The organism is Spirosoma arboris, assembly GCF_009754945.1.
Classification (GTDB): domain Bacteria; phylum Bacteroidota; class Bacteroidia; order Cytophagales; family Spirosomataceae; genus Spirosoma; species Spirosoma arboris.
The window spans coordinates 114,189-133,574 of the sequence record NZ_WPIN01000008.1 but is presented as its reverse complement, the minus strand read 5'-3'; the positions used below and the strand labels follow the sequence as shown (position 1 = coordinate 133,574).

The 19,386-nt window shown below is 46.0% G+C and carries 16 protein-coding genes; 12 read left to right on the top strand and 4 right to left on the bottom strand.

Going from position 1 to position 19,386, the window contains the following annotated elements:
* The first annotated feature begins 81 nt into the window (after positions 1-81).
* Together GO755_RS21405 and GO755_RS21400 are read left to right on the top strand one after the other, a co-directional pair.
* On the top strand, positions 82-1,305 hold the full coding sequence (locus GO755_RS21405; protein WP_157587334.1) for a sugar MFS transporter: 1,224 nt from the start codon (positions 82-84) through the stop codon (positions 1,303-1,305).
* 6 nt (positions 1,306-1,311) lie between these two features.
* The gene (locus tag GO755_RS21400; RefSeq protein WP_157587333.1) at positions 1,312-2,382 is read left to right on the top strand and encodes a mevalonate kinase family protein; all 1,071 of its coding nucleotides are present in this window, start codon (positions 1,312-1,314) and stop codon (positions 2,380-2,382) included.
* Between the two features lie 91 nt (positions 2,383-2,473).
* Here the strand turns inward: GO755_RS21400 and GO755_RS21395 are convergent, their stop codons facing one another.
* The gene (locus tag GO755_RS21395) at positions 2,474-3,685 is read right to left on the bottom strand and encodes an ABC transporter permease (protein ID WP_157587332.1); all 1,212 of its coding nucleotides are present in this window, start codon (positions 3,683-3,685) and stop codon (positions 2,474-2,476) included.
* 95 nt (positions 3,686-3,780) lie between these two features.
* On the bottom strand, positions 3,781-4,158 hold the full coding sequence (rbfA, locus tag GO755_RS21390; protein ID WP_157587331.1) for a 30S ribosome-binding factor RbfA: 378 nt from the start codon (positions 4,156-4,158) through the stop codon (positions 3,781-3,783).
* A 134-nt stretch (positions 4,159-4,292) separates the two neighbouring features.
* Here rbfA and GO755_RS21385 point away from each other — a divergent pair, with 134 nt between their 5' ends.
* The 3 genes from GO755_RS21385 to GO755_RS21375 all read left to right on the top strand — a co-directional run bounded on the left by GO755_RS21385 (position 4,293) and on the right by GO755_RS21375 (position 8,531).
* Positions 4,293-5,702 (top strand): hypothetical protein, encoded by a 1,410-nt coding sequence (locus GO755_RS21385; protein WP_157587330.1) that lies wholly within the window; start codon positions 4,293-4,295, stop codon positions 5,700-5,702.
* Between the two features lie 85 nt (positions 5,703-5,787).
* Positions 5,788-6,579 carry a queuosine precursor transporter gene (locus tag GO755_RS21380; RefSeq protein WP_157587329.1) on the top strand — a complete coding sequence of 264 codons (792 nt, stop codon included), beginning with the start codon at positions 5,788-5,790 and terminating at the stop codon, positions 6,577-6,579.
* Between the two features lie 173 nt (positions 6,580-6,752).
* Positions 6,753-8,531 carry a purple acid phosphatase family protein gene (locus tag GO755_RS21375; RefSeq protein WP_157587328.1) on the top strand — a complete coding sequence of 593 codons (1,779 nt, stop codon included), beginning with the start codon at positions 6,753-6,755 and terminating at the stop codon, positions 8,529-8,531.
* 106 nt (positions 8,532-8,637) lie between these two features.
* On the opposite strand, the gene GO755_RS21370 is transcribed toward GO755_RS21375, so the two are convergent.
* Together GO755_RS21370 and GO755_RS21365 are read right to left on the bottom strand one after the other, a co-directional pair.
* Positions 8,638-10,512 (bottom strand): cytochrome-c peroxidase, encoded by a 1,875-nt coding sequence (locus tag GO755_RS21370; RefSeq protein WP_157587327.1) that lies wholly within the window; start codon positions 10,510-10,512, stop codon positions 8,638-8,640.
* Positions 10,513-10,519: 7 nt separating this feature from the next.
* The gene (locus GO755_RS21365) at positions 10,520-11,302 is read right to left on the bottom strand and encodes a TrmH family RNA methyltransferase (protein WP_157587326.1); all 783 of its coding nucleotides are present in this window, start codon (positions 11,300-11,302) and stop codon (positions 10,520-10,522) included.
* Between GO755_RS21365 and tamL the strand changes: the two genes are divergently transcribed.
* The 7 genes from tamL (at position 11,301) to secG (ending at position 19,349) form a co-directional block, all read left to right on the top strand.
* Positions 11,301-13,976, top strand: a complete 2,676-nt coding sequence (gene tamL, locus GO755_RS21360; protein ID WP_317165931.1) for a translocation and assembly module lipoprotein TamL — start codon at positions 11,301-11,303, stop codon at positions 13,974-13,976. The genes GO755_RS21365 and tamL overlap by 2 nt on opposite strands.
* Before the next feature lie 31 nt (positions 13,977-14,007).
* Positions 14,008-14,241: a hypothetical protein gene (locus tag GO755_RS21355; protein WP_157587325.1), complete on the top strand. Its 234-nt coding sequence runs from the start codon at positions 14,008-14,010 to the stop codon at positions 14,239-14,241.
* Positions 14,242-14,441: 200 nt separating this feature from the next.
* Positions 14,442-15,908, top strand: coding sequence for a tRNA (N6-isopentenyl adenosine(37)-C2)-methylthiotransferase MiaB (gene miaB, locus GO755_RS21350; RefSeq protein ID WP_157587324.1), 1,467 nt, complete (start codon positions 14,442-14,444; stop codon positions 15,906-15,908).
* Positions 15,909-16,004: 96 nt separating this feature from the next.
* The gene (locus GO755_RS21345; protein WP_157587323.1) at positions 16,005-17,363 is read left to right on the top strand and encodes a sigma-54 interaction domain-containing protein; all 1,359 of its coding nucleotides are present in this window, start codon (positions 16,005-16,007) and stop codon (positions 17,361-17,363) included.
* Entirely contained in the window at positions 17,353-17,928 is a 576-nt protein-coding gene (gene lptE, locus GO755_RS21340; RefSeq protein WP_157587322.1) for an LPS assembly lipoprotein LptE, read from the top strand. The genes GO755_RS21345 and lptE overlap by 11 nt, the downstream gene beginning before the upstream one ends.
* A gap of 128 nt (positions 17,929-18,056) precedes the next feature.
* A complete protein-coding gene (locus tag GO755_RS21335) occupies positions 18,057-18,887 on the top strand; it encodes a J domain-containing protein (protein WP_157587321.1) in 831 nt (276 codons plus the stop codon).
* A gap of 57 nt (positions 18,888-18,944) precedes the next feature.
* On the top strand, positions 18,945-19,349 hold the full coding sequence (secG, locus tag GO755_RS21330) for a preprotein translocase subunit SecG (RefSeq protein ID WP_157587320.1): 405 nt from the start codon (positions 18,945-18,947) through the stop codon (positions 19,347-19,349).
* Positions 19,350-19,386 lie beyond the last annotated feature (37 nt).

Sequence of the window (19,386 nt, the reverse complement as noted above, 5' to 3'; positions counted from 1 at the left end):
ATTAATCATCAACTTCTCTTTCTAATTTGTAAAAATTTTAAAAACTCATTTTCCTTACCGGCTTAACCTACGAATCAGTCAATGACACCAACTACTGCCCCGCCTAAAACCCAGAGTTATCTAGGCCCACTGCTTATTATTGGCGCTCTTTTCTTCGTTTTTGGCTTCGTTACCTGGACGAATAGCGTATTGATGGCCTTTTTCAAGCAGGCATTTAATTTGAGCACGGTTGGCTCAAGCCTGGTGGCTTCTGCGTTTTTTATCTCCTATACGCTTATGGGCATTCCGTCTTCGGCATTACTGAAACGTACTGGTTTCAAGAATGGCATGTCATTAGGGTTGCTCATTATGGCGGTCGGTACACTGGTTTTTGTACCTGCCGCCCGTGCGTTTTCGTATCCGTTATTCCTGGTCGGTTTGTTCCTTATTGGCGTTGGCTTAACCGTACTACAAACAGCTTCCAATCCATACGCCACGATCTTGGGACCTCGTGAGAGTGCGGCCCAACGGATTAGCTTTATGGGCATTGCCAATAAAATGGCGGGTATTATCAGTCAGCGGGTGTTTGGCAGTTTATTTCTAACGGGTGCCAGCGTGGCTGTAGGTCCTCAGAGTTTAGAAAAAGTAGTTACACCCTATTTAGTTCTGACGGCCATACTGATCGTGCTGGCGGGCTTAGTCCGGTTATCAAATTTACCTGACGTATCTGAAGAGCAAGATGATGCCCCTTCTGACGTAACTGCTCACACGAGTGTCTGGCAATTCCCAAATCTGGTTCTGGGCGTGATAGCGTTGTTCTGCTACGTTGGGGCAGAGGTTATCTCGGGTGACACAATTATCAACTATGGTAAAGCCATCGGCTTTGGCAATGACGAAGCCAAGTACTTTACCGAATATACTCTTTATGGTCTGTTAGCTGGCTATCTGCTTGGTATTGTGGCTATTCCACGCTGGATTTCGCAGCAAAACTCCCTGCGTTTCGGTATGATTCTCGCGATTATTCTAACGATCGGAGCGTTGGTCACCGACGGGTTTACATCCATTCTTTGCATCGCACTACTCGGCTTTGCCATTGCACCTACCTGGCCAGCTATCTGGCCGCTGGCGTTGAATCGCCTGGGAAAATTCACAAAAATGGGCTCGGCCCTGCTCATCATGGCTATTGCAGGTGGTGCTGTTCTGCCTCCACTGCATGGCTATTTATTTGACCATATCAACCCTAAAATGGCGTACGGATTACTGCTGCCCTTGTTCAGTTTTATCCTTTATTACGCTACAGTAGGATACAAGAAAACGAGTTGGTAATTTTTTATGATAGTATCTACACCCGGACGAATTTGTCTATTTGGTGAACATCAGGATTATTTGGGTCTACCCGTCATTGCGGCAGCTATTTCGCGCCGAATTCAGATTGAAGCAACTCAAACTCTCAAAACCGGCTTCCGGTTGAATCTGCCAGATATTGGCCAATCAATTGATATATCATTTGACGGAACACCTCTTCCCTATCCCCAAATCCGGGATTATTTTCGCTCGGCGGTGAATGTACTTCTGCGTGAGGGATTCACATTTTCGCAAGGTATTGAAGGCGAAGTGCATGGCAATATCCCGATTAATTCCGGTACATCGAGCTCGTCGGCCCTGCTCGTTACCTGGCTCAATGTACTCACGCAATTAGCTGATACGCCCCGGCAACTTTCTCAGGAAAAGTTAGCCGAATTGGCCTATATAGCCGAAGTATTGGAGTTTGGCGAACCGGGCGGTATGATGGACCATTATTCTACCGCCGTTGGCCATGTTATTTATCTGGAATCACAACCGAAGATTCACTTAGAAAAACTCAATCCGGCGCTGGGCACATTCGTTCTTGGTGATTCGCAGGAACCCAAGGATACAATTGGGATTCTGAAGCGAGTGAAGTTCGGCATGCTCGATATAGTGGCAAGACTGAAAGCCATCAGCCCGACGTTTTCCTTGTTTGACTCCGAGATTACCGAAGTTGCCGAGTTCAAGGATATTTTGAGCAAAGACGATTACATTTTACTAAAAGGCAACATCGAAAATCGCGATATTCTTCGGGATGCACTAACTGTTTTACGCTCTCCTGCTAGTCTCGACCACGTTCGATTTGGCCAGTTATTGACTAATCATCAAACCAACCTCCGCGAAGCACAACGCATTAGTACACCTAAAATTGATCGTATGCTCGATGCAGCCTTGAATACGGGGGCACTCGGTGGAAAAATCAATGGCTCGGGTGGAGGTGGCTGTATGTTTGTCTACGCTCCAAACGAACCCGAAAAAGTAGCTGAAGCTATTGAGCGGGAAGGCGGAAAAGCATACGTTATTACGGCAGATGCCGGAACGACTATTGAATCCTAACTAGTTGTACTCATGGCTTTAGCCCATATATGAGTTAGCCATATACACAGGCTAAAGACCATGGGTACAATCAAGCCAATTTGTTGGATTACTACTGCTGGCTATTAGCCGCCCGTTGTGCTGGGAACCAGGATGTTAGTACAGTCATCAGTACAACAAGCACGCTAGTCAGGATAATGTCACGGGTATCCAGGCGTACTGGGTAGGCGTCAATTATTGAACTGACCGTTCCCATTCGAATGAAGCCATACTGCTCCTGCGCCAGGCAAATCAGGATGCCTAGCACAAGACCCGTAAATGCTCCAGTTAATGCGATAATTGCTCCTTCGGTCAGGAAAATTCGGCGGACCATATTCTTTGTTGCGCCTAAGGCAAACAAAATCTGAATATCTGCTTTCTTCTCAATCACCAGCATCGACAGCGAAAAGAAGATATTGATTGAAGCGACCAGGATAATAAATGAAAGCGTCAGGGCAACGAATAATTTTTCGACGTAAATGGCCCGGTAGAGATCGACGTTTAAGTCGTCACGGGTTTGTACGCTTAATTTATCGCCAACTACGGCCTGTAATGCCTGCTTAACTACCTGTTCCTTAACACCAGGCTGAAGTTGTATTTCGAGACTTGTTACCTCGTCAGGTTTATAACTAAATAAAGTACGGGCTACGGCCAATGGAGCCAACACAAAATTGTCGTAGCGTGATTCAATGAAAAATACACCTGCCACCGTTAATAACTCCCGATTAAACGCATCAGGATTGAGTACGCTGAAACTCTGCCCACTTTGAGGATACAGAATTTCCAGGGGCGTCAGAATATCAACCGGCGAAATACTCAGATCATTACGAACACCTTCGGCCACAATCGCATAATTAACCCCTTCGCGACGCAACAGAAGCTTACCTTCCAGTAAAGCCGAATCGAGTTGCTGCCGTTGAAGGTAGTTATCATCGACACCCTTGAGTTTCACAACGGTTGTTCCGGAGGCATATCGTCCCAGTGCATTATCCTGCGCAACGGCCGTCAACAGATGAACGCCTGGCGTCTTTTGCAGGCGCGTTAGTAAGGCAGGAGGAGCCAGAAACCGTTTGCCCATCTTCGGCGAAATAGTCATATCGGCCTCAAACGTCTTAAAAATCTCCCGATTCAGTTCATCCATGCCATTGAAGACAGACAGCACGACGACCAACGCCATTGTTCCGACACCCACACCAAGCATCGACAAAATAGACAGCCAGCTAATGAAGCTACGTTTCTTACGGGAGAAAAAATACCGACGGGCAATCCAGGCAGGAAGGTTCATGGAGAGTAAATAGTGGAGTGGGTGAAATAAGTGGAGTAGTTTGAGTAAGTGCAGTAAGTTTTATTCCCACTCCACTCACTCCACTATTTCACCAATTACTCATCTTCCTCTTCTGCAGGTGCGGGTGGGATTTCCAGACCGGCAAAGAGTTTATCCATTTTATCGGCGTATTCGGCCGTATCGTCCAAGTAGAAACTTAATTCAGGAACAATGCGGAGTTGATGCCGAACGCGTTCGCCCAAATGCTGCCTCAACACTTTACCTTTCTCCTGAATAGTTTCCAGTAACAACTGTCTATTCTTAGTTGCCAGAAAACTCAGATAAACCCGAGCTACGCTTAAATCGGGCGAAACGCGCACGCTGGTAACGGTGATAAAGGCTCCGTTGAACAAATGCGGCACATCACGCTGAAAAATTTCACTTAAATCGCGCTGCAACTGCCGGGCTACTTTCTGCTGTCGTTTCGATTCCATACAAATTGGCACTTAATCTATTTTGCAAATATCCACCCATTTTTCCGTTCTGCCGAAATTGACAGTAATTTTACAGGTAATAGTCGTAGGGAGTAGTAACTGACTCCCTTACCACGTACTAACTTACTACTGTTTTGCTTCGTTTTTTTCAATCTTATTTTTCGTATCAATACGTCAGCCTACTGGGCCTGATGCTGGTGATTCGAGTACCACTCCTGCTGCATCCATTTCCATTGCTAATTCCGGAGTTGAACTGGATGATTGTCGGCGAACAGATTAGTCAGGGGAATTTGCTGTATCGCGACATTTGGGATAGTATCAGTCCGCTGTCGGCATTGGTTTATTGGGGCCTCGACAGTTTGTTTGGACGGTCGCCACTGGCACTGCACGGAGCGGCACTACTTGTATCGATATTTCAGGTCGTTTATTTTAATTACCTGGCCAACAATCGCGACCTTTATCCTGACCGATCATTCTGGCCAGGACTGATTTATATGCTTTTCATGCATATTTCATTCGACTGCCTGACCCTTTCGCCCGTGCTGATGTCGACTAGTTTTCTGTTGCTCGCCTTCGGAACACTTGTTCGGCAGATGGATCGTAGAGGAGCTACCGATGAAGTATTTGAAGTGGGGTTTTATATTGGCATTGCGGCCCTGTTCTATCTACCGTCTGCCTTGTTCATTATCTGGGCTGCGTTGTCGCTCCTTTTTTATACAGGTGCAACCTTCCGGCAGTATTCGTTATCGATATTCGGTTTTTTATTCCCATTTGCCGCTATCGTGCTATTTTACTACTTATACGATAGCCTTGACGATTTCAATCGCAATCTTCTATCGTCAGTATTTCGGGTTCGGCAATATTCATTATCCGATTTCCGGTCGCTGCTAGCCTCCCTTCTGATACCACTAGGGCTTGGTGTACTAGGTTTCCTAAGTCTGCTCAATAGAGGAGGCCGATATGTAAATTTTCAGCAACGGATACAGCAGATTATGGCCATCTGGTTTGTTATCGCCGTGTTAACCATTGGTCTAATGCCGTTTCTGGCGCCAATGGTTTTTCTGAGCTTTGTACCTCCGATGGCTTACTTTACCTATTATTATTTTGAGGGTATTCGTAGGGTTTGGCTAGCGGAAATGACATTCCTGATTACGTTTATACTGATTTTGTTACTTTTTTATCAGGGAGCGCTGGGCCTCATTCCAGGGGGAGAACTGGGTCGGTTGAGTAGTCTGCAGGTTCAGCCATCGCCCCTACCCAATGATATCAAGGATCAGCACGTACTGATTATTGGCGAAGATTTGAGTGCTTACCGCCAAAATCGGTTGGCTACCCCTTATCTTAACTGGGATCTGGCGAAGTACGATCTAAAAAATTTAGATAACTACGAAGCCGTCATCAACGTATTCGATCACTTTCGCAAGGACCCACCCGACTACATTGTAGACCGGGAAAATGTAGTTGGCAAATTGTTTCAACGCGCGCCAGGCTTAGCGAATCGCTATGAGAAAACAGCAATAGTCGACGTGTACAAGCGAAAATGAAGTACGAATTACGGTTTGCGGTTTACGATTTATTGCTGACGCCCAAAAAAAATCGTAACTCGTAAACCGTAATTCGTAAATCGCTATGCCTTCCTATACATTTACCAATAAACGTACGAATCTGTACATCTTCCTAAGCGCGGTATTTCTGACCAACGCGCTCATCGCCGAAATCATTGGCGTTAAAATCTTTTCTGTCGAAGCGCTGCTTGGCACTAAACCCGCCCAAATTCATCTTCTGGGGGACTTTGTCCTCGATTTTAATCTTACGGCGGGGGCTGTTATCTGGCCATTCGTGTTTATCACGTCCGATATCATCAATGAATACTTTGGCAAAGCGGGTGTTCGACGTATATCCTTTCTGACAGCCGGGTTTGTAGGCTACAGCTTCCTGATTATTTATGCAGTTACAACGCTTCCCCCAGCCCAGTTCTGGCTCGATGTAAATGCTAAAGACACGGTGGGTAATGCGATTAATATCAATAATGCCTTTCAGATGATCTTTCGGCAGGGGCTGGGTATTATCATTGGCTCACTAACTGCCTTCCTCATTGGCCAAATCCTGGATGTATATGTATTTCATTCGCTCCGAAAAATTACAGGAAGTCAGAAAATATGGCTCCGGGCAACAGGCTCTACGCTGGTATCACAACTGGTCGATTCGTTTGTGGTGCTAGGAATTGCTTTTTATATTTTTGGTAACTGGTCGCTGAGTCAGGTCCTCGCGGTGGGTATTATTAATTATATCTACAAAGCCACATCAGCGGTGGTTTTGACACCGCTACTTTATGTAGCCCACTATTTTATTGACCGTTATTTAGGCAAAGAACACGCCGAAGAGTTGGCCAACGAGTCGGCGATGAGTTCATTTATGTGAGTTTCTCCTACTCACCAGGGGTATATCCGTATCCTCAGCACATTAAAAAATCGCGTTGCCAACTACAAAATGGCATCAAGTTCGCGCTATGTAGTATATTAGATGTTCACTATTCATCCCCACCCTAAACATAAATTATATAAAACATTCCTCTGCCGTCAAACTATTACCTTTTGAGAACATTTCTCTTATTCGGTTACTTTGGGGCTATTTGTACAACAACCATAGCACAAACGATTACGCGGGGTCCTTACCTGCAAATGGGTACCCAAACAGCCGTCAGCATACGCTGGCGTACTGATATACCTACTGTAGGTAAGATAAGCTACGGATTGTCGGCGGATAATTTATCAGCAAGTGTCAGCGAAGCGGCTAGTACAACAGAGCATGAAGTTCGAGTTACGGGCTTGACTTCGGATAGTCAATACTTCTACAGCGTTGGTACCACAACGCAGGTATTGCAGCAAGGATCTGACAACTACTTTTTGACAGCACCATCTGCTACGACCAAACGTAAGATCCGCGTTGCCTCATTTGGTGATTGTGGAATAAATCCCATCAATAATCAGACAAATGTTCGGGACGCATTCCTGAACTTTAGAGGCAACACACCTACTGACCTCTGGATGCTTATCGGCGACAATTCGTATGATGGCGATGATCCGGCCTTTCAGGTAAATTTCTTTGAGCCGTATCAGACCAATCTGATGAAGAATTCGATGCTATTTGCGGTACCAGGCAATCACGATTACAGCAATAATACGACCTTGGCCGATAATCATAATATACCTTATTTCTCAATTTTTAGCTTTCCAACCAATGCAGAAGCTGGTGGTGTAGCTTCGGGTACGAAGGAATGGTATTCGTTCGATTATGGGCCAATCCACTTTGTTATGCTCGATGGATTTGGAACGCGTCCAGTCAATGGATCAGCCGCCAGATTCTACGCTGACACGGTCAATCACCCACAAGTAATCTGGTTAAAGCAGGACCTGGCGGCAACGACAAAGAAATGGAAAATTGTCTATATGCACTTTCCACCCTATAGCCAGGGGGCGCATAATTCAGAAAGTGAGCCAGAATTAGTCGCTATCCGCCAGCAAATTAATCCTATTCTCGAACGCTTTGGTGTCGATATGGTTATGCTCGGCCATAGTCATAGCTATGAACGTTCTTACCCAATTCATGACCAGTATGGTTCTATGAGTGATTTTACGGCGAATCCTTCGCTCTACCGATTTCCAGAAGATAATGGCACAGGGCGTTATGACGGGTCAGATAATTCCTGTGCCTACAAGAGTACGTCCGAAAAGAAAAAACAGGGAACTGTTTACGTTGTTGCAGGCTCAGCGGGCGCCTTAGGATATAATCCTGCTTTAGGCCCTCATCCGGTAATGGTTTCTACACAGCGACAGGCAGGCGGTTCCTTTTACTTTGACGTTGAGGATAATCGACTAGATGCCAAGTTTATACAATATAACACGCCCTCCGATTACGCCATTACTGATCAATTTACAGTGATGAAAGATGTTGGGTTAACCCAAACGCTAACCGTTCCCGCTGGGCAGTCAATCACGCTTACAGCATCATATATTAGCGACTACCAATGGAGCAGCCCCACCAATGGAGGTTTTTCGGCATCTACTCGTTCGGTAGTTATCAACCCACCGGTTGGCAGCACCAGTACCTACGTAGTGCGCGATAGTAAAAATTGTGTACAGGATGTATTCACCGTAATTGGTTCAGGCCCAATGTTCACGCTCAAGGCAGGCAACTGGAACGATCCAACTGTATGGTCAGGGAATCGGATTCCAACGAGCACGGATGAATTGCAATTGAAACACATCGTGAGTGTACCTGACAATACGCAAGTTCATGCACTAAAGGTCAGTTACGACCCAGGCATTAAGCTACAACTTGGTACACAGGCCAAGTTATCATTAGCTAACTAATACTAAATTTACCTCACCCCTAGCCCCTATTTTGCTTTCAGGAGAGAGGTAAGTGCGGAATATCTAACAATATACTATATCTATACCCATTGGATCTCTGCTTTACTCAATAACGACCACCAAGTTTTCGCCGGTTCAAAGCTGAACTTCCCTCAACAATAGGTAATTGGGCAGGTCGGCTTGTAAGGCCAGTCGTATCGGTCAGTGAATTCAGAAAAGCGACTAATGCTTTCTGTTCTCCCTGGTCCAAATCAAGTGGTTTTGCGGATAGTGTTTGACCATCGAGTTGAATTCCGATTCCTTTTCCACCACCCCGGTTGTAAAAATCGACCACCTGGTCTAGTGTTCGATAAACCCCGTTGTGCATATACGGAGCTGTAAGGGCTACGTTGCGTACTGTTGGTGTTTTAAAGGCAAACCGATGAAGCTCTTTCTGGTACGTCATAAACTTCCCAGGATCTGAATCTATACGAGCGTTTTGGATTTTCCGGCGGCTGGGTACTCCAATAATTTCACTTTCGGTTTTCTCGAAATGGGGTGGAATAAATCCATTATAAATCGGGAAGAAATGACAGGTTGCGCAACGGGCTTTGCCCAGAAACAGGTTGAATCCCAGGCGCTCATCGGCTGTTAGAGATACCTCTTCTCCGCGTAGGTAGCGGTCAGATCGTGTGTTTAGGCTCGTCAAACTACGGATGTAACACGCCAGTGCATTACGAACATTAGGGGCGGTCAATCCACCAGAAAAAGCGACCGAAAACCATTTTTTGTACTGACTGCTTCCTGCTAATTTACGCACAACTTCGTCGGGTGAGGTGCGCATCTCATGAGCGTTTTTGAGCACATCGTGGGCCTGATCCTCAAGATAAAACACTCTCGAATCGTAAAACTGAACATTTTGCAAACCGGCATTCAGTAATGTAGGTGCATTCCGTAAGACTGACTTTCGGCCACGAAAGGCCCGGCTTTTAATTCGTCCATCGGTAAAGGCTCGCTCTGGCTGGTGGCAGGAAGCACAGCTCCGAGCGTTATTGCCCGACAATAAAGGGTCAAAAAAAAGCACTTTCCCTAATGCTACTTTTTGAGATGTGCTCTTAAAATCGCCAAAGTTGATTAAATAATCAGGTCGAAAAGCGCCCGAATCGGATAGCGTTGCCACTAAAGGCGACAGGAATCGCCCACTAGCTGCTACGTCGATACCAAGTGCCTGACGAGCCTGTTGCAATGCCTTACACAGGGGATAAAGCTGCTGTCGAATAAACGTAACCCGGTCGAAATGATTAAAATCGGATGCCTGCTCTACCGTCTGAATAGCGACCGTCCAGCGATTTTTCAGCTGAGTGGCTAACTGCTCAGGAAGTCGATTAGCATAAGGGTGGAACGTTTCGTGAAGGATAGTAAGGGTAGCGGCCGCTTCGGGTAATCCGGTCTGGACTTCTGGCGTATCGTAGCCCGTAATTCCCAAGGTTAGCAATCGGAACAGCTCCTGTCGAATGGCGTCCAGTATGTCGGTATCCGATAACTTGCTGGCAGGTATCCCCTGCTCCAACCGAGCCGAATAAGCCAGCAGCACCTTCAACTCACGAGTTAAGCTATCTTTTTGGTTATGATCGTACGTCGGAAATAAGTAAGGCTCTATAACTTGTAAACCACGGGGCATCATAAGAATCTGCCCCGGTTCGTCTTCTTCAACTTCGACCATTGGTGGCCCATTGACGCGACTTGCCAGAACCGGCTGATAGTATTCCAGAAGCCATTCAATACGCTTGTAAGCCAACCGACTTTGTTTGAAAGCGGCCTGAAGTGAATCAAGGGGAGCATCTCTTTGTACGTAGGCTGACAGTCGCTGCACTTGTAGATGAAACCGGTTTTTATCAGCCAGAAACTGGGAATACACCCGCTGCCCTTCAGGAGGTGCTTCCTGAGGGAGGAATGCAGCAGTAGCCACCACCATAAAAAGGAGACCCAGTAACCGATACATAGATTCTTTAGTTGGCTGTTTGTTGCCCAGAATTTACCCGCCGAATGTTATCCAGTAAAACAGCCGTAGCAATTCCAACGTTTAATGACTCAGCATCACCATAGCGCGGAATCGTTACCCGCTGCGTTATGTACTGCGCAAGTTCAGAACGAATCCCGTTCGATTCATTGCCCATCACCAAATAACCCGACTTACCAAATGCCAGTGTATGTACATCCTCACCGTCCAGAAATGCACCATAAACTGCGGATAGGCCGCCCGTTTGCTTATCGCTTTGGCTCAATACCTGAATTACATCGCCATACCACCATTGCACCCGGGTGAAGGAGCCTTTACTTGCCGAAATAACTTTAGGGTTATATACATCGGCAGTGGTTTCGGAGCAGAGAATTTTCCGAACACCGTACCAGTCGGCTATTCTAAGGATTGTACCGAGGTTACCAGGGTCTCGAATATCGTCCAGAATTAACGCAATCTCGTCTGGTTCAGCCAATAGCGGGCGGTTCTCTTTCGTTTTGACCACAGCGAGAGCCGCGTTATTACTTTCGAGTGTACCAGCCCGTTCGAGGTCACCCACCGATGCAATTTCGACAGGTGTTCGTTGGTGGTCTGTTAAGTGAGCGTTTTCTTTGTAGAATGCTTCGGTCGCTACAACGAGCTCGATTTGAAAATCGGACTGTAGAACTTCCTGAACGCTCTTAGCTCCTTCAACCAAAAATGCACCGTATTGCTGCCGGTATTTTTTCTGGTGTAGCGACTGAATATATTTAAGCTGATTTTTAGAAAGCATGAAAAAAACGTATGATACAGGATGTATGATGTATGAGAGGCTACCTAGCGATATATCCTGCATCCTATATCATACATCACGCCTAGGCTTATTTTTACTAATCGTCTCCCTGTCTGGTTGTCTGAGTTCAAAGAAACTGCGTACAAACTCGTACATCCTGACGGCGCAAACGGTGCGTGGAAATCATGCCATTTCCAGTGAAGCTCTGGAAAGCCTGATCCCCCAAAAACCGAACCGCCGAATTCTTGCCTTACCCATTACACCTCCACTTTGGTTCTATCAATTGGGTTTAAGTCGGTACAACCGCGAGAAGGCTTTACAGGAGTTACAGGCCAAAACTAATGAATTTGAAGAGCAAAGCCAGCAATTGGCCGATCAGCCGCAAGCGCTAAAAAAGTTGAATCGTCAATATGGTCGAAAACTGAAACATCTACGTGTAAAAGCCGAAGAAGGAAACTGGTTCATGCGGAGCCTCGGTGAGCCTCCTTCTTATTTTTCAGAAAGCGATGCGAAAGCCAATTCAGCTAAAATGCAGAAGTATTTAGTTGACAAGGGCTTTTTCAATGCCAAAACGGCTTATTCGCTCGATACACTACGCCGACGACAGATTCGGGTGAATTACCTGATTACTGAAAACGAAGGGTTTTACCTGCGCAACATTACCTATACAATTGCTGATCCGCGAGTCGATTCTATTGTTCGGCAATCGTTCGACAAGTCAAAACTTCAAACTGGCGAACGCTTCGACTTTGATAATATGGCGGGTGAGCGCGTTCGCATTGAGACGCTATTGCGCGATCAGGGCTATTATACTTTTTCGCGCCAGTATATTCGGGCTACTGATATTGATACCATACGCAGGGGAAACGATCGGCGCTTTTATGATAAACTCGAACCCGGTGATTCGACTCGGCGAAATGTAGACGTAGCCATTCAAATTATAAATCCGTCTGGTAAGTCGGCACATCCGATTTATCGAATTGGCGATGTAGAAGTGCGGATTAGCCCCGACATAGATGCATCGGGTACTTCTGCCCCAACAGCCTTGCCAAGTAATTTGGACACCGTTCGTCGGAATGGTATTACCTATCTGCTGGGTGGTCGGGATATCTCGACACGACTCCTGGACTCAAAAATTCTGATCCGGCCAGGGCAATTATATAATCAGACTAATTACCGCGATACGCAACGCCAACTGTTTCTACTGAATCAGTTCAAATACATTAACCTCAATTTTATCGATACAACCAATCGGCGACTGCGCACGCTCATTACTGCGGCTCCACTAGATAAATATGAGGCCACTGCCGAAGGAGGGATTACAGGTCTTCTCTATCAGGGACAAGGTTTTCCGGGTGGTTTTGGTAGTCTGATTTTCCGGGTACGCAATATGTTTGGCGGACTGGAGACCTTTGAAACGTCGGTGCGTTATGGCTTGGAAGCACAAACAGGATTTGTACCCGATCCTAATAATCCAAAAAAGGTTGTTTATACATCGCAGGAATTAGGTATAAGTAGTTCGCTTATCTTTCCGCAAATCTTGTTTCCAAGTCGATTTCGTTTCCGCTTTACCCCTTACGCTCCCCGCACACAAATCAGTTTAAGTTTCAATAACACCTTCCGGCCCGATTTCCGACGATCATTGTTGCGAGCTACAATGGCTTATAATTGGCAAACGACACCTGCCAGTCAGTTTAGCTTTCTGATCGCTGATATTAACCTGATCAATGCTGGAGAAGGTAGTGAGAAAGTGATTAGTGATGCGTTTCAGGCCCAACTTGATGAATTAGCAAAGCAGGGAAGTACAGTTAAACTGAGTTTTCGGCGCTCGCTTAGTTCCAGTTTTAGTTTTGCCTATACCTATAATACGAATACGCCAGGGCAAAATCGACGGGCTAATTTTCTGCGTACGGTAGTTGAATCAGGCGGTACTACACTCAACTTTGTTTCAGATCAGACCATTGCCCGATGGAGTGATACGGCTGTTGGGGTAGGCCTTCAGTTTTATAAGTTCCTAAGAGCCAGCGTCGATTATCGTCACTATATTCCGCTGCGCCCAAAAACAACGCTTGCTTTTCGCTTCAATACAGGGGTCGCCTATGGCTATGGACCTGGCAGCGGACCGGTCCCATATGAAAAATTATTTTTTGCAGGAGGCAGCAACAGCGTTCGAGCCTGGTTACCAAGGCGCTTAGGACCAGGCTCAGCATTTCCTTATGAGGCTAGTGATCCAACTAAGCCAGCCATAAATGATGCCGGTCAATTCATCTATTTATTTGAGCAACCCGGCAACGTACTCATCGAAGGCTCTGCCGAGTTACGGGGCCGATTATTTCACCTGGGAGCCGATATCAACGGGGCTATTTTTGTTGATGCCGGAAATGTCTGGTCATTTAGCAACAACTCCACTCGCTCCGGCTCGGTCTTTCAGTTCAATAGCTTTATACCCCAAATTGCCGTCGGTACAGGCGTGGGCTTACGAATCGATTTCTCATTTTTCGTAATTCGTTTCGACGGAGGCATTAAAGTCTGGGACCCCGCCCGGCAATACTTCGACCAGACAGAGGGGAAGATAGTTGACCACCGATTCATTCTGCCCAAATTCTCCTTGAGCCAACTATCGAGCGGCCCAAATCCATTGGTCATCAATTTCGGAGTTGGTTATCCTTTCTAAGCATTACCCATAATAACCCATAAATAGACTCATGATTGCTACGTATTTCAAAGATGACGACCCTCAGGATGAGCGGCTCGTGTACTATGGTGTCTCAGAATCCAAACCAGCTACCCTTGACGCCGATAGTCCTATAGGCCGCTGGGATGGAAATTTTGGAGTGATCGTTACCGCTCATCTTCATATTAATGATTACATAGGCATATCTAATGCCTGCTGGGCGTACGCAGATAAAGTAACGATGATTCCCGCTTTATTTGCTTAGAAGATTTTTCTGAGTATGCCTGTTTATCCCACGAATGTTTAAGAGAAATTAACGGCATATCCTGCCAAAATGACAGCATAATCGGGGCTTTCTTCGTAATTTTGCAAAACTAGTCGTCAGTTAATAGTTGTTCATTGCTAGTCATAGCGTAATTGGTAGCTATTAACTGACGGCTGTTGACTATCAACTGACGACGAACAATGACGCTCATCCCCGAACTTACCATACTACAACCGGCTGATAAGGAACAGATTGATCTGCCACGAACCTCGGAAGACGAGTTGGCAGTAGGTAAAAAACGGCTATATATTGAAAGTTATGGTTGCCAGATGAATTTCGCCGATAGCGAAATTGTGGCGGCTGTAATGCGTAATGCAGGTTTTGCCACAACCTCATCGGCCGAAGATGCCGATGTTATTTTTTTGAACACCTGCGCTATTCGTGATAATGCCGAGCAGAAAGTTCGCAATCGGCTCAAGCACCTTACTGGCCTCAAACGGCAGAAACCCGAACTCCTGGTTGGCATGCTGGGCTGTATGGCCGAGCGTCTGAAAACCAAGCTTTTGGAGGAAGAAAAAGTGGTCGATATCGTGGCTGGCCCTGATGCATACCGTGATATTCCAAAATTAGTAGAAGAAGCCGAATCAGGTCAGAAAGCCGTAAATGTATTTCTGTCACGCGAAGAAACCTATGCTGATATTTCACCCATCCGACTGAATTCGAACGGTGTAACAGCTTTTGTTTCGATCATGCGTGGTTGCGACAACATGTGCAGTTTCTGTGTAGTGCCGTTCACCCGTGGTCGTGAACGAAGCCGTGACCCGTACAGTATTGTTCGCGAAGCGCAGGATCTCTTCGATCGAGGCTATCGCGAGGTGACGCTATTGGGTCAGAACGTGGATAGTTATAAGTGGAAGGGAGCTGAAGGTACGGATCAGGATTTACAAGAATCCCTGCCCCACGCTCCGAGCACCACGCAACTAACCACCTTCGCTAACCTCCTCGAAATGGTGGCGCTCATCCACCCCGATTTACGTGTGCGGTTCTCAACATCACATCCAAAAGATATTACGGATGATGTGTTGCACACAATGGCTCGGTACGATAACATCTGTAACTACATCCATCTGCCCGCCCAAAGCGGTAACAGTCGCGTATTGAAACTGATGAACCGTACGTACGATCGAACCTGGTATATCGGCAAAATTGATCGAATCCGGGAAATTCTGGGTGAGGACTGCGGTATCTCGACTGATATGATTTCAGGCTTTTGCACTGAAACCGAAGACGAGCATCAGGAATCGCTGTCACTTATGGATTACGTCCGATACGATTACGCATATATGTTTGCCTATTCGGAGCGTCCCGGTACCCTGGCAGCAAAAAAATACGCCGATGACATTCCAGAAGACGTAAAAAAACGGCGCTTGAATGAGATCATTGCAAAGCAGCTATCACACTCTTCCGAACGGAATCAACGGCATATCGGGCAGGTACAGCGAGTCCTGATCGAGGGCACGTCCAAGCGTTCTGACGACTTTTTATGTGGTCGGAATGATCAGAACAAAATGGTCGTTTTTCCAAAAGGAAACCATCAAAAAGGCCAGTATGTCAACGTGCTGGTAACTGAATGTACCTCAGCAACACTGCGGGGCGAAGTTGTTTAATCGCTCCAGGTTTCAGGTTCAACGTTGGCTGACGCGTCAACTGCTCGTTCGTCAGCCAACGTTGAACCTAAAACCTGGAACTCGGAACAAAGACGAATGAATCAACAGGAAATTCAAAGCGTTAAACAACGCTTCGGTATAATTGGTAACGCACCTGCGCTTAACTACGCGATCAACGTAGCTATGCAGGTGGCCGCTACCGACCTGACGGTGCTTATTACAGGCGAAAGCGGCAGTGGGAAGGAATCATTTTCCAAAATCATCCATAGCCTAAGCGCACGTAAACATGGTCAGTTTATTGCGATCAACTGCGGAGCTATTCCTGAAGGTACTATCGACTCCGAATTGTTTGGGCACGAAAAAGGCTCATTTACAGGCGCAGTTGACTCACGTAAAGGCTATTTTGAGACCACCAATGGTGGCACTATCTTTTTAGATGAAATCGGCGAAATGCCACTCGGTACACAGGCCCGACTATTGCGTGTACTCGAAAATGGTGAGTTTATCCGGGTTGGTTCCTCAAAGACCCAGAAAACCGATGTTCGGGTTGTAGCAGCAACCAATGTCAACCTGATGGATGCGGTGGAGAAGGGCAAGTTTCGGGAAGACCTCTATTATCGCCTGAATACCGTACCCATTTTTGTGCCTCCCCTACGCGAGCGAGGTACGGACATTGAATTACTATTCCGTAAGTTCACAACCGACTTTGCCGAACGTTACCGAATCAATCCCTTGCAGTTGACAGATAGCGCCAAGCAAACGTTGATGGCCTATCCGTTTCCGGGCAATATTCGGCAATTGAAAAACATTGCAGAGCAAATATCTATTCTTGAATCGGAACAAAATAAGCCTATTGACGGCGAAACACTGGCAAAATACCTGCCTCTTTCTCAGCAACCTAACCGAACGCTGGCTCTGTTTCCACAAGCTCAGGGCGCAAATGCTGAAAACTTTTCGGAACGCGAACTGCTCTACAAAGTGCTGTTTGATATGCGTCGGGATGTGAATGATCTTAAAAAACTCGTTCGTGATGTACTTGGCAATGAACAAGATGGTCGCCAGATTCTGCACAATCATAAAGATCTGTTCGATTCCATTACACCTGAAAGCGACTTACGTCCGGCAGCTGATTTAGGTGTAACGCGCTTTCTGCCGGCAACAAACGGATCAATTCGTCCAGAGTCCCCACCGCCTTCAGAAACGTACGGTAACCACCCACCCGTCCAGATTTTTAATGATGTCGACGGCGACATTAATGAGGTGACCGAAGTAGAAGACGTAACTCATGAAACAGAAGAAGATGATTCGCTTTCACTCGAGAGACAGGAGAAAGAAATGATCCTAAAAGCACTTCGACGCAATAACAACAAGCGTAAATACGCAGCACAGGCACTTGGCATATCCGAGCGGACGTTATACAGGAAAATTAAGCAGTATGAGATTGATGAAGAATAGGTTTTTAAGACTAAATGATGAATTAAGAATGATCCGGGCCGCCGGACGGAATGATAAGCTAAAGCGACTCTTTTTATCATTTATCATTCTTAATTCATCATTCATCATTCAGTCTTGCGGTGTATATTCCTTTACAGGAACAACTCTCTCGCCCAACATAAAAACCGTTACGGTAAACAACTTTGTGCTGGCAACGGCTGGTGGCCCAGCCAATCTACCACTGACTTTTAATGAAAAGTTAAAGGAATATTACCAGCGCTATACCAATCTTAAAGTAGTACCTGCCAATGGCGATATGGTACTCGAAGGTAATATTACGGGTTATGATCTCCTGGCGGTAGCCCCCACGGCACAGGATCAGGCAGGTGTTAACCGCTTACAGATCACAGTCTTAACCCGATTTTACAATAATAAAGACGAGAGTAAGAATTTTGAGCAGGCATTTTCATTTTACCAGGATTTCCCCCAAGGGCAGACCCTCAGTCAAAATGAAAGTCGCTTAGTTCCAAAAATTTTAGATCAGATCGTTTTGGATATATTTAATAAAACGGCCGCCGATTGGTAAAATGAATGATGAATGATGAATGATGAATGATGAATGATGAATGATGAATGATGAATGATGAATGATGAATTGTAAGATTTTTTTTCATTTTCCATTCATCATTCATCATTCATCATTACTTTCGACCTATGCTTGCCCTCGATAAAGAAACATTTTCATACTGGGTCACCCATCCCGACGATTTAACAGCTACCGACTTCACTCAGTTGCAGGAAAGTCTATCTGCTTATCCATATTGTCAATCACTATATATCCTGACGGCTAAGGCTGCCTCAGTCCATCAACGTAGTCAGGCTATATCGTTTGTACGCCAGGCAGCAGCTCATGCTCTGAGCCGTAACTCCCTACGTAAGCTGGTTGAGAACGAGTTTCAGTGGTCGGAGAACTTGCTGACGAAACTGAATGAGTTATCAGCTAAACATGTCCCTATTCCCGAGGATTATCAACAGGAGAGCTACGCGCTTTTCAAGTCAAAGGCAGGACTAAGTAATGGATTCCCCAAATTGTCTCTCCTTCGACTCCCTGTTCCAGGAACAATTGAACGGACCGAAACGATACCGACTCCCGAAGACCCTACACTATCTGAAACTAACCTACAACATGAGTTGGCGCAAATAGCCGAACCAGTTATTGTTCAGCCTGAGCTCTCCCCTGTCGATCTTGAACGGCAACGGCAACTAGATCTGATCGATAGCTTTATAAAGAACGAACCTCGCATTTCGCCCGTACGGACTAAGCTTGATACACCTTTGGAACAGGAAGACTTAACCAAACGGGCGAAGCCTGTGGGTGGTGGTTTGGTGACCGAAAGTTTCGCTAAAATTCTGGAGAAGCAGGGGAAATTAGAGAAGGCTCGGGAAATCTACAAGCAATTAATGCTAAAAAATCCCGAAAAAAAGACGTACTTTGCGGCAAAAATCAGCGAATTAGAGAACACTAAGAATTCGGCAGAGGACTAAGTTTTATTTTTCTCTAAATCTGACAACGCATTAATTAAAAATTTAGCAACTTTTTTCATGGTAACGGCAACTATTGTCATCATTTGTATTATTACAGTTCTGCTAATTCTTATTGTATTAATTCAGAACTCAAAAGGCGGTGGGCTGGCCGGTGAATTTGGCGGGCTGGGTTCAAACCAACTTATGGGCGTTAAGAAAACCACTGACTTGCTTGAACAAATTACTTGGGGACTTGGCATTGCTATGATGGTTCTATCGATGGCCTCTTATATTATGGTCGACCGCAATCAAACAGCGGGTATTAACAGTGCAAACGTAGATCGGGCACAAACCCAAACACTACCTGGTGCCGCTGCTCCAACACCTGTGCCTAGCGCAGCAAACGGCGCAGCTCCAAGCCAGGCTGTTCCAGGTGCTCAATCTCCAGGTGCATCGACTTCGGCTCTGACACCCCAGAAGTAAAATTTCTCAGCCATAAAAAAGCCACGCCTTTTCGAAA